At 30.4% G+C, this 11585-nt stretch carries 10 protein-coding genes; 6 read left to right on the top strand and 4 right to left on the bottom strand.

All coding sequences use genetic code 11. The annotated features are described in order from the left end of the window. The first annotated feature begins 522 nt into the window (after positions 1 to 522). From J3477_RS19480 to J3477_RS19465, 4 genes are all read left to right on the top strand, one after another. On the top strand, positions 523 to 999 hold the full coding sequence (locus J3477_RS19480) for a dUTP diphosphatase (RefSeq protein WP_183279536.1): 477 nt from the start codon (positions 523 to 525) through the stop codon (positions 997 to 999). A 145-nt stretch (positions 1000 to 1144) separates the two neighbouring features. Further along, complete coding sequence (locus J3477_RS19475) at positions 1145 to 1573, top strand: DMT family transporter (protein ID WP_228731324.1); 429 nt, start codon at positions 1145 to 1147, stop codon at positions 1571 to 1573. 19 nt (positions 1574 to 1592) lie between these two features. Next, a complete protein-coding gene (locus J3477_RS19470; RefSeq protein WP_206871598.1) occupies positions 1593 to 2405 on the top strand; it encodes an MBL fold metallo-hydrolase in 813 nt (270 codons plus the stop codon). 167 nt (positions 2406 to 2572) lie between these two features. Beyond that, positions 2573 to 3766 (top strand): S8 family serine peptidase, encoded by a 1194-nt coding sequence (locus tag J3477_RS19465; protein ID WP_206871597.1) that lies wholly within the window; start codon positions 2573 to 2575, stop codon positions 3764 to 3766. Between the two features lie 39 nt (positions 3767 to 3805). Here J3477_RS19465 and J3477_RS19460 read toward each other — a convergent pair whose 3' ends face one another. Further along, a complete protein-coding gene (locus J3477_RS19460) occupies positions 3806 to 5005 on the bottom strand; it encodes a peptidoglycan DD-metalloendopeptidase family protein (protein WP_206871596.1) in 1200 nt (399 codons plus the stop codon). Between the two features lie 266 nt (positions 5006 to 5271). Between J3477_RS19460 and J3477_RS19455 the strand changes: the two genes are divergently transcribed. After that, positions 5272 to 6261, top strand: a complete 990-nt coding sequence (locus tag J3477_RS19455; protein WP_206871595.1) for a DnaD domain protein — start codon at positions 5272 to 5274, stop codon at positions 6259 to 6261. Continuing rightward, positions 6254 to 7231 (top strand): ATP-binding protein, encoded by a 978-nt coding sequence (locus tag J3477_RS19450; RefSeq protein ID WP_206871594.1) that lies wholly within the window; start codon positions 6254 to 6256, stop codon positions 7229 to 7231. The genes J3477_RS19455 and J3477_RS19450 overlap by 8 nt, the downstream gene beginning before the upstream one ends. An 82-nt stretch (positions 7232 to 7313) precedes the next feature. Here the strand turns inward: J3477_RS19450 and mglC are convergent, their stop codons facing one another. The 3 genes from mglC to mglB all read right to left on the bottom strand — a co-directional run bounded on the left by mglC (position 7314) and on the right by mglB (position 11006). Continuing rightward, positions 7314 to 8345 carry a galactose/methyl galactoside ABC transporter permease MglC gene (gene mglC / locus J3477_RS19445; protein ID WP_206871593.1) on the bottom strand — a complete coding sequence of 344 codons (1032 nt, stop codon included), beginning with the start codon at positions 8343 to 8345 and terminating at the stop codon, positions 7314 to 7316. Between the two features lie 17 nt (positions 8346 to 8362). Then, positions 8363 to 9886, bottom strand: a complete 1524-nt coding sequence (mglA, locus tag J3477_RS19440) for a galactose/methyl galactoside ABC transporter ATP-binding protein MglA (RefSeq protein WP_206871592.1) — start codon at positions 9884 to 9886, stop codon at positions 8363 to 8365. A gap of 76 nt (positions 9887 to 9962) precedes the next feature. Beyond that, positions 9963 to 11006, bottom strand: coding sequence for a galactose/glucose ABC transporter substrate-binding protein MglB (gene mglB, locus J3477_RS19435; RefSeq protein WP_206871591.1), 1044 nt, complete (start codon positions 11004 to 11006; stop codon positions 9963 to 9965). Positions 11007 to 11585: the final 579 nt, after the last annotated feature.

Below are 11585 nucleotides of genomic sequence, written 5' to 3'. Positions count from 1 at the left end.
GTTTTGGTGTAAAGGATACTATGTTGATACGGTAGGAAGAAATAAGAAAGTAATAGAAGAATATATAAAAAATCAGATACAAGAAGATTTAGCATATGAACAATTAAGTTTAAAAGAATATATCGACCCGTTTACGGGTGAGCCAGAAAAGAAAAGCAAAAAATAGAGCACCTTTAGGTGCAGCCTGTGAAGGCATGCGGTTGGCAAACCGTTCAGCGTGCGAGGAGCACGGCCAGTAATATGCCCTTATAGGGCTAAAGCAAGCCACCCGTTTTACGGGTGGTCCTGACTATATTTCTAATATTATAAAAACCTTAATTTTTGGAAAATATAACTTTGTAAGCTTAAAGTTAATATAATTTACTCAATCCTAATAGTTTATGATTTAATAGTCTAATTTATATATTTTTTTAGAAAATAAAATATTTTTAAATTGTATTCGTTTACTGAACTTTTCATTTGTCAAAAGATTTTGTACAATATTATCGTGGCATTTGCCCAAGAAGATAGGGGGATATACATATGAATCTTAATAAGTTTTTTACAAAACAAAAAGAACTAAATAAGACATTACTCCTCGACCCAAATTTAAATGACTATAAACTTACTCAAAGAAAGTTTTTAGAACTTCAGATAAAGATAGGCGTATTAGCAGAAGAAACTAAATGTTATAAGTATTGGGTTGAAAAAGATGTAAAGTTAGTAAAATCTTCAGTATTAGACAATTACATAAATTGTTTAAGCAGTATTCTAACAATTGGAATAGATGAGAAATATGATGAAGTAGAAGAACTAGTAATTAAACCTAATGATTATTGTTTAAGCGACCAATTTTTAAACTTATTCATAGATGTTAATGACTTAATAATCTCTCCGTCAAAAGACCACTATCAAACATTATTAGAAGATTATTTAAGTCTTGGAACAAGCCTTTGTTTCTCAGAAAAACAAATTGAAGAATTATTTATAAATAATAGTTTACGTAAAGTAGCCCTTTAAGGGCTTTTTTTTATTCTTATATATTCGTAAAGACAGGTAATGAAAAAAATTGCTTTAGTAGTTTTTTACCTATTTTTACAAGCCACAAACTTTGTATATGTTTTATATTTTAATGGTTACAATAATTCCTGAGGTGATTTTTCTTATGGGAATTATTTTTTCTATAATAGCTGGAATTGCTATGAGTTTACAAGGAGTATTTAATACTAGAGTTGAATCAAGAATTGGTACTTGGGAAACAAATGCTGTTGTCCAAGGATCAGCCTTTGTAATTACCATTATTTTAGCTTTAACAATAGGCAAAGGCAGTTTTAAAAATATCAAAGATGTTAGCAAAATATATCTCCTCGGTGGTGTTCTCGGTGTAATAATTATATTTACTGTCATAGAAGGAATAAAAACTCTTGGAGCAACCTACTCTATAGCAACTATATTAGTGGCACAACTTACAGCAGCTGCATTAATAGATGCCTTTGGTCTATTTGAATGCAAAAAAATTTCTTTTGGCTTGAATGAAATACTTGGAGTAATGATAATGATTACTGGTATAATAATATTTAAATGGAAAAGATAAAAAAGGTAGGATACTTGTTATGATATTTTCTAATTTAATATTTTTATCTAAAATGGCTTGGAAAAATATAAAAACTTATGCTAACCCAATGGAGGAAGCTCACAAAGACCAAATTAAAGAAAACTCTGTGCAGTGGTTAGGTCATGCAACTTCACTCATAAACATAAATAATAATATAATTATGACAGATCCATTATTTAATTCATTTTTAGGTCACATAAAAAGACAAGTAAAGGTTCCAGATGGTATTAACTATCTGAATGTGAATTATATATTATTATCTCACGGTCATACTGACCATATAAACTTTCCATCTTTAAGAAAGTTAAACAAAAATGCTATTGTTCTATGTCCTAAAGGCTACAAATATATATTAAAACTTGTAGGTTTTAAAAAAGTCTTTGCTATAAGCCCTGGTGAGATTTACTCTGATGCCAATATATCTGTAAAAGCATTTGAAGCAAAACATGATGGCAGAAGATTTTATATAGGAAAAAATAGTTGTTCCAACTCGTATTTAATATCTTCAGGTAACAAGCAAGTTTTTTATGCTGGAGATACTGCATTTACAGAAGAATTTAAAAATTTAGATGCTAATATAGCTTTAATGCCTGTAGGTTGCTATAAACCAGATAGATTTTCACAGATGCATTGTACTCCTGAAGAGAGCTATAAGATGTTTAAGATGATGAATTGTTGTAAGATGGTTCCGATTCATTACAAGACCTTCATATTATCCTTAGAAGACTTTAAAGAGACTTATGATAGATTAGTTTCTTTAAATGATACAAATATAAAAATAATCAATATAGGTCAATGTATAGATTTTTAGGATTCTATATAATTTTTAAACTATATCATATGTATCGTATAGCAAATTTACACTCTTACATATAATATATTGTATGGGATTTCCAATTTTATTATTTTAACTGTTTTATAAACCTTATAGATGGTTTTAATACGAGAAATCTTTTAACAATATTAAAGGAGTGTATAATGTTTTCTTTAAAAAGCAAGCTTGATACTTCTCTGAGATATTATATGTCAAAAGAATATTTTAAAAAATATAGAGTTATTATAAAATATAAATCTTTTAGCGATACTATCTTAAAAAGAATATCTTCATTTAAAGGTACTATCATAAATAAGATCGATTGGCTAAACCTTATAACAGCTGAAGTGTCTCCTAGAGCTATAGATAGACTTATTGAATATCCTGAAGTTGAATATATTAGTCTAGATGGATATTGTTTACTATGTGGAACTAGTGTAGCTTCAGCAAATAACGTAAATTTAAGTGGAAGATATAAATTCACAGGAAGAGGAGTAGGAATAGGACTTGTAGATAGTGGTGTATTTCCTCACCCTGATCTTCTAAGCCCTATGAATAAGATACGACTTTTTGTGGATCTTATAAATGACTTCAAGTACCCCTACGATGATAACGGCCATGGAACATTTATAAGTGGCCTATTATGCGGAAGTGGAGGTAATTCAGATGGTTTATATAAAGGTATTGCTGATAAAGCTAATCTTTATTGTTATAAAGCTTTTAATAGTACAGGAAAAGGATATGTTTCGGATATCCTTTTTGCCATAGATTCCTTAATAACCTCATCTGAAGATGAAAACATAAGACTAATTCTGCTTCCATTTGAACTAGCAAATGATAACATATTTTATTTAGAACAATTTGATAAACTCTTAGGATTAGCAGTATCTAAAAACTTAATTCCTATTATTCCTTCTGGCAGTAACCCAAACAAAGAATATTCAATAAGAGGATTAGCTACATTAAGCCATTGCTTAACTATAGGTGGTTTAGATACATCTAAAACTATCAAACCGTATTCTTTTTCGTCAGCTGGTCCTGTAGGTAAATTACAAAAGCCGGAAGTTTCTGCAGGCTGCGTAAATATTCAATCTTTAAACTGTGATAATAACTATATCTCAGAGAGAAATGGATTGAAAATATATCCATCAAAACTCACAGAAGCTTATACAACATATTCAGGAACATCATGCTCTGCGGCATATGTTTGTGGTGTATGCGCATTAGTACTAGAAAAAAACCCATCACTTACATTTAATGATATTAGATCATTATTACAAATATCTGCAGACTCACATGAGCTTCCAAGATATGCTGAAGGTGACGGAACTTTAAATTTAGATAAATTATTGACATAATGAGAAGCACTAAGTATTTTAACGCTTAGTGCTTTTTTACTATTTTATATATTTATTAGGATTTATAGCAGTTCCATTAACCCTTAACTCAAAGTGAAGATGCGGCCCAGTACTTCTTCCCGTAGTTCCTACTTTACCGATTGTATCCCCTCTTTTTATTTTCTGCCCAGGTTTCACCAATATCTTACTGCAGTGCCCATATATAGTTTCTATACCACCTCCATGATCAACTACTATCATATTTCCATATACGCTATTATACGAGGTTTCTTTTACCATACCATCTAAAGCAGCGCCTATAGGATCTCCTACATTTGAAGCAATATCTATCCCATGATGTACTTCCCCCCACCTAGCTCCAAAATTTGAACTAATACTCCCTCTAGAGGGTTTAGATAAAAAAGCTGTTCCAGATGGTATAGGATTTTTTATTCCTGAATGTATAACAGTATCTATTGGTTTCACTACAACCTTCTCATTTATTTTCTCTGTATTGATCTTCTTACCATTAATATATGTACTTTCTTCTTCTATTTCATTCTTACCATTAGTGCCTTTATCCACCTTGGATTCACCAATAAATAAATCCTCGCTTGAATTTATTATCGTGGCTGGCTCTACATCTATCATAGTTTTATCTTTTGTCTTTACTTCGACTTTTACTAATGGTTCTTCACTATCTTTATCTGTTTCAATTATTTTATTTACTACTTCATCGGTAGGTAAAACATTTGATACAGATATCTTTTCCTCTATATACTCACTATTAGTATCAATACTTATTGATACTATATCGCTTTTATCTATCTTGCCTATCTCTATGTACCTATCTGCTACCTTCTCTAATATCTGTTTGCCTTCTTCTTTATTAGCTATGTATCCTATATTATTTTTTCCTATAACAAATTTAAATGCAGTTACATTTAAATTTAAATTCTTAACTATGTTCTCTTTTAGTTCATTTAATGTATATTCAGATATCACATTTCCGCTTGATTTTTTGAAAGATATATTATTAGATTTCTCTATAGTAGTACCAAACCTTTTGTTTACATCACCTTTTACCTGATTGAAAGCTTCCCTTGCTTCCTCCTTATCATTTACACAAGCAATATATACTCCATTTTCATAAAAACAATAGTAATCTATTTTATTAAGTACATTTAGATAAATCATAGCTGGTACTGCTAATAAAATTATTGCTTTTATTAAGAAAAGTTTAATATCTCTACTACCCATTTTATATACCTTCTACCTTTCCTGTAATATATTATTAATATTAAAAAATCAGCATTCTTTTTTAATATCTCCTATAGTTAGCTTTATTATGCATAGTTTTATGTATCATTTAATACCATAACGAGCAAACTAGTATTAGTTATTAATTGGCAGGCTATCATTATTGAGAGAACCTTTCACCTCTGTTATAATATAATTACATTAAAGTTTATCAATTTATAATGATAATGACATACAAATTAAATTGAATGGAGGGTTATTGCCCTATGAGTACATTTATGCTTAAAAATTCTCCTGTACAATTTACTCCTGTAAGCAATATTTTTCTAGAAAAGTATATGCCGAAAGCAAGAGGTGAATTTGTAAAAGTTTACCTAATGATGCTAAAGTATAGTATTTCAGGTGAATTAGGAGTTAGCTCATCCATTATAGCTTCTAACTTAAATCTTTTAGAATCAGATATAATGAATGCCTTAAATTATTGGAATGATGAAGGTATAATACAGTTGGTTCCTATAGACAAAATGAATAATTTCAATATAAAGTTTATGGAACTAAGTGGTGATGAAAATACTGAATCTACACTTAACTTATTAGATGAATTAAACAAGAACAGTACTAAGGATATGCTTAAGGAAGTTGAAAGACTTCTAGCTAGACCACTATCCCCTAAGGAGATGTCAACATATCTTGGGTTGCAAAATGATTTTTCTTTTTCTTCAGAAATGATACTAATGCTTATAGAATACTGTGTATCAAAAGGAAAGGCTGACTCTAGATATATAGAAAAGGTTGCATTAGCTTGGCATGATAGCGGAATAAAAACTATAGAAGATGTTCATGCTTATATTACTAAGAATGAAGATAAATGGGTTCAAATAAGAAAAGTATTGGCTTATCTAGGAATAAAGAATACTGAAGTAATGAAGCCTCAAGAAGAGCTTATGGAGAAATGGATGTTCACATATAACTTTTCTACCGAGGTAATATTGAAAGCCTGTGAAATATGCTTTGAAAGACTTAATAGAGCAGAATTTAAGTACATTGATGGTATATTAACTCGTTGGAATAACGATGGTATAAAAACTCTTGAAGATATAGCAACTAAAAACGTACCTTCAAAAGCTAGTAACAATAGATCTAACAGTTATGATAACGGCAAAAAAAGTAATTTGAAGTTTACAGACTATGAACAGAGAACTTACGATTATGATTCATTGGAAAGAAAGTTATTAGGATGGGATAATAATGATTAACGAATATAAAGGTCAACTGACAGATATATACTCCAAAATAAGAGAAGAAGAAGCTGCTGCTTTAAAAAAACGTAGAGAGCTAATAAAAAATAAACACCCTGAAATACTGGATTTAGATAATGAAATAGGCAAAATGTGTGTCAGACTATCCATAAATGCATTAAAATCAAAAGATGACTCTGCACAAAGCTTTGATCAATTAAAGGATGCAATAACTGAGCTAAGAGCTAGAAAATATGAATTACTAGTATCTCACGGATATAATCCTGAGTACTTAAATCTGCATTATAGATGTAGTAAATGCAAGGATACAGGTTACATTATTACTGAAAGATGTTCCTGCTATAAACAAAAATTAGTTAAACTCCACTACAATGCTTCTGGACTTGAGAATGCTATAAAAGAAGAGAATTTTGATACTTTTAACTTAAATTATTATCCTTCTCATAGAATCGGAGATGAAAAGTTTTCTCCTAGAAAAAATATGGAGACTATACTAAATTCAATTACAACTGATTATCTACCTAATTTCTCTAAAAAAGATGATAACTTATTATTTTATGGTACATCAGGAACAGGAAAGACATTTCTTTCTAACTGTATTGCAAAAGAGCTACTAGACCAAGGCTTCTTAGTAGTATATAGAACCTCTGATGAACTTATTAAAGACTTAAGAGAAATTAGATTTAATAACAATCTAGCTGTGGAAGACTTTTTAATTAATTGTGATTTACTTGTAATTGATGATTTGGGTGCTGAGCAAATAACTGATTTTTCTGTTACAGAACTGTTCACACTGTTAAATAAAAAGTTATTAAATAAAAAGAAAATGCTTATCTCAACAAATTTGTCACTACAAACATTGACTAAGTATTACGCAGAAAGAATAACATCTCGTCTTTTTGGAAACTTCAAACTTTTCAAGTTCTACTCCGAAGATATACGAGTTAAGAAAAACTTAGCTAGATAACTTATTATCTACACATTATAATTTTTTAAAGAATAAAAGAAGCAATGATTATAATATCACTGCTTCTTTTATTTATATAATATTATTTTTTCTTTATATATTTTCTGATATCAATTGCAACTGCACTTACAATAATTAATCCCTTTACGATATATTGATAGTAAGGATTAACACCTATAAATGCTAGTCCATAGTTAATAACTTGGAATATTAATACTCCCGTTATTATACCTGGAACTGTACCTATACCACCTGCTGTAGAAACACCACCTACAACGCAGGCTGCTATAGCATCAAGTTCATACATATTACCAGTATTATTTGTAGCACTACCAACACGTCCTGCTTCTAGTGATCCTGCAAATCCATAAAGTGCTCCTGCTAAGAAGTATATTAATAATAGATATTTAACTACATTAACACCAGAAACTGTTGCAGCTTCAGGATTACCACCGATTGCATACATGTTCTTACCAAATCTAGTCTTATTCCATAAAATCCATACTATAATCGTTACTATGATAGCATATATAATCAAATAAGGTATTTCAAACTTTGTTCCTGTACCAATACTACCTAATACAAAATTTGAAAAGTCTTTGTCTAAACCACCTATTGGTTGAGCTCCATATGGAGGACGGTCAAAGTATATTGAGTTAAGTCCATAAACTATAATCATCATACCTAGAGTTGCAATAAAAGGTGGAACTTGAAAAATTGAAACTACAATACCATTTAAAAGACCTATTATACCACATACTAGCATAGCTACTAGTATAGGTACAAATACTGGTAACTTTTGAAGATGAGGATACATACGATATGCGTAATCTGTTGCTTGAAGCATTGATGCCGAAAGAACAGCTGATAAACCTACCATACGTCCTGCTGATAAATCTGTACCTTGAGTTATTAGTATACCACCAACACCTAATGCTATTATAATACGAGTAGATGCTTGAGCTAATATATTACGGAAGTTATTGATGCTTAAAAAATCAGGAGATATAGCAACTATAACTACCAATAAAGCAATTAAAACTATATAAATAACATTATTCATGACCCAAGTCTTATCAAACTTACCTTTTAAAGAAAATTTTTGTTTTTCCATATTAAATTCCCCCTACCCTATAAGTACATTGCTGATAAACGCATAATTTCTTCTTGTGATGTGTTTCCTGTTTCGACTATACCTGCAAGTCTTCCATTACTCATTACTAAAATTCTATCTGTTACTCCTAGTAGTTCTGGCATTTCAGAGGATACCATTATGATTCCTTTTCCTTCTTTAGCTAGTTCATTCATTAACTGATATATTTCAAACTTAGCGCCAACGTCAATACCTCTTGTTGGTTCATCTAGCATCAGTATTTCTGGCTTTGTAAGTAACCAACGTCCTATTATTACTTTTTGTTGATTTCCTCCGGATAATGTTCCTATATGTGTTTTTTGTGAAGGTGTCTTTACTCTCATGGAATCTATCACCCATTGAGTATCTTTCTCTATGTTCTTATCAGATAGTAATCCAAACTTGTTAGTATAACTATCTACATTAGCTATTATAGAATTGAAACTTATAGGAAGCCTATCAAATATGCCAGTAACACGTCTTTCTTCAGTAACTAACGCAAACCCATTTTTCATAGCCTTCTGAGGAGATTTATTACTTATTTCTTTTCCATGAAGAGTTATCTTTCCTGATTCAATCTTTCTCATCCCAAATAAACTTTCTATAAGTTCCGTTCTTTTTGCTCCAACAAGTCCAGCAACCCCTAGGATTTCTCCTTCTCTAAGATCAAAACTTATATCTTTTAAAGATGGTTGCGTTTGTGCAACTAAGTTTTTAACTTCCAATATTACTTTACCCGGCTTGTTCACTTTTTCAGGAAAACGATTTGATAAATCTCTACCTACCATCATTTTTATAATCAAATCCATTGTTAGATCTTTAGCATGCTCTGTTGAAATCCATTGACCATCTCTCATTATAGTAACTTCATCAGATATTTTTAAAATCTCTTCCATTTTATGTGATATATATATAATAGCAACATTTCTGTCTCTCAACTTATTAATTATCTTAAATAAGTGATTTACTTCTTTTTCAGTCAGTGATGATGTAGGTTCATCCATAACTATAACTTTGGAATCATAAGATACTGCCTTAGCTATTTCAACCATTTGCATCTGAGATACTGATAAAGTATTCACCTTACTTCTAGGATCAACTTCTATTTCCAATTCATCAAATATTCTCTTTGTATCTTCATACATTTTATTTTCATCAATAAAAGGACCTTTATGAGGATATCTACCAAGCCATATATTATCCATTATATTACGCTGTCTAACTTGATTTAACTCCTGATGAACCATTGATACTCCGTTATCTAAAGCTTGCTTAGAGTTTTGAAATTGAACCCTTTCACCATTTAAAAGTATTTCTCCTTCGTTAGGATGATAAATACCAAAGAGGCATTTCATTAGAGTTGACTTTCCTGCTCCATTTTCGCCCATCAATGCATGTACCGTTCCTGGTCTAACATTTAAATTTACTCCTGCTAATGCTTTTACACCAGGAAATTCTTTTACTATATTTCTCATCTCTAGAATAAATTCTTGCTTTGATCCTGCTTCAACCGCATTGCTCATGGTTTACACCTCCATATAATTCATTACTGAAAATAAGTATGAGACACACCTTATGTGTGCCTCATACATGGTGTTTTTATTTGTAAGCATCCTGTCCTACAGATATATTATCTTTAGTTACGATAATATAAGGAACACGAACTGCTTTATTATCATCTAATTGCCATTTTGTGCCGTCAGTAGGGTTCTTTCCATTTGCTGCATTTATAGCTAAGTCAAGAGTTGCTTGACCTTGGTTCTTAGCATCATTAAGAACTGAACCTACCATCTTACCTTCATTTATCTTTGTTAATGCTTCTGGTATAGCATCAACACCAACTATTGGCATGAACTTGCTAGCATCTTTAAAGTATCCAGCTTTTTCTAGTGATGCATAAGCACCTAAAGCCATCGCATCATTATTAGCTATAACAAATTCTATCTTATCACCGAATTTTGATATCCATGCATCCATCTTGTCAGTTGCCTTTGCAGTATCCCACATAGCAGTATCTATAGCTAATTCTTCAACATCTATACCTTTTTTCTTTATTTCATCAACAACATATTTAGTACGAGCTTCTGCATCTGGATGTCCTGGTTCACCTTTTAATAATACGTATTGAATCTTTCCATCCTTATTCTTGTCCCATTTATCCTTATTCTTTGTCCATTGATCTACTACTAAATCACCTTGTAGTATACCTGATTCTGCTGATTTAGTTCCAACATACCAAGCTTTATCGTAGCTCTTTAATGCAGTTGCTTCTGGTTCTTTATTAAAGAAAACTACTGGCAAGTTTGCTTTTTTTGCTTTGTCTATTATAGTTGGAGCAGCCTTTGGATCAACTAAGTTAATCGCTAGTGATTTTACTCCCTTGGAAATCAAAGTATCAACTTGCTCATTTTGCTTTGATTGGTCATTTTGTGAGTCATTCATTGATAATGTAGCTTTTCCATTAGCACCTGTATCAATTGATCTTCTTACATATGACATAAAGTTATCATCATATTTATATATTGTAACTCCGACCTTTGGTAGTCCACTATCCTTGCTTGTCTCAGTCTTTGTTGATGAGCATCCAGCTAAAGTTAGCGAAAGTGCTGCTGTAATAGTTAATAATAATACTTTTTTGTTCATAAATGATCCCCCCATAAACTATTCTCAATTCATACCCGTTTGTAATTGTTTACAAATTAATTTTAGTAAAATTTAATCCTACTGTCAATATAATTTTTTGTATTTTTACACAAATATTTTTTTATTAATTGTTGATATCAATAAAATTATCTGATATGATTACATATTTGCTGTATTTTTCTTACAAGTAACCTTTTACATGGCAGTTTTTTTACTAAATTTGTCGTATTTATTTACTATTTTTTACGTTAAGTATTATATAGCTATAATAATTCCTATAAATTTTCAATCTCATATAGATAAAATTTATAGGAATTATTAGATATACCATTTTTAACTTATAAATATTATTATCAGAGAAATAAGACCTAATATACTGATCCAAATATTTAAACTCCAGTAGCCTAAAAAACTTATATTGTCCTATAAAGAAAAGAATATCTTTTTTATAATTTAAAAAGTATTTTGTTATATTTTATTTTTATGCAACAAAAAAGACATCTTACTATCGTAAGATGTCTTTATCTTGGAGCTGGCAATAGGAATCGAACCTACAACCTGCTGATTACAAGTCAGCTG

The sequence above is a fragment of the Clostridium zeae genome (assembly GCF_017312485.1).
Lineage (GTDB): Bacteria > Bacillota > Clostridia > Clostridiales > Clostridiaceae > Clostridium_AR > Clostridium_AR zeae.
Note: the sequence above shows the minus strand (reverse complement) of the source record. Positions and strands in the feature narration are given on the sequence as shown.

Coding starts and splice junctions, on each gene's coding strand:
- J3477_RS19480 (WP_183279536.1), top strand. CDS start 523: ATGAATCTTAATAAGTTTTTTACAAAACAAAAAGAACTAAATAAGACA.
- J3477_RS19475 (WP_228731324.1), top strand. CDS start 1,145: ATGGGAATTATTTTTTCTATAATAGCTGGAATTGCTATGAGTTTACAA.
- J3477_RS19470 (WP_206871598.1), top strand. CDS start 1,593: ATGATATTTTCTAATTTAATATTTTTATCTAAAATGGCTTGGAAAAAT.
- J3477_RS19465 (WP_206871597.1), top strand. CDS start 2,573: ATGTTTTCTTTAAAAAGCAAGCTTGATACTTCTCTGAGATATTATATG.
- J3477_RS19460 (WP_206871596.1), bottom strand. CDS start 5,005: ATGGGTAGTAGAGATATTAAACTTTTCTTAATAAAAGCAATAATTTTA.
- J3477_RS19455 (WP_206871595.1), top strand. CDS start 5,272: ATGAGTACATTTATGCTTAAAAATTCTCCTGTACAATTTACTCCTGTA.
- J3477_RS19450 (WP_206871594.1), top strand. CDS start 6,254: ATGATTAACGAATATAAAGGTCAACTGACAGATATATACTCCAAAATA.
- mglC (WP_206871593.1), bottom strand. CDS start 8,345: ATGGAAAAACAAAAATTTTCTTTAAAAGGTAAGTTTGATAAGACTTGG.
- mglA (WP_206871592.1), bottom strand. CDS start 9,886: ATGAGCAATGCGGTTGAAGCAGGATCAAAGCAAGAATTTATTCTAGAG.
- mglB (WP_206871591.1), bottom strand. CDS start 11,006: ATGAACAAAAAAGTATTATTATTAACTATTACAGCAGCACTTTCGCTA.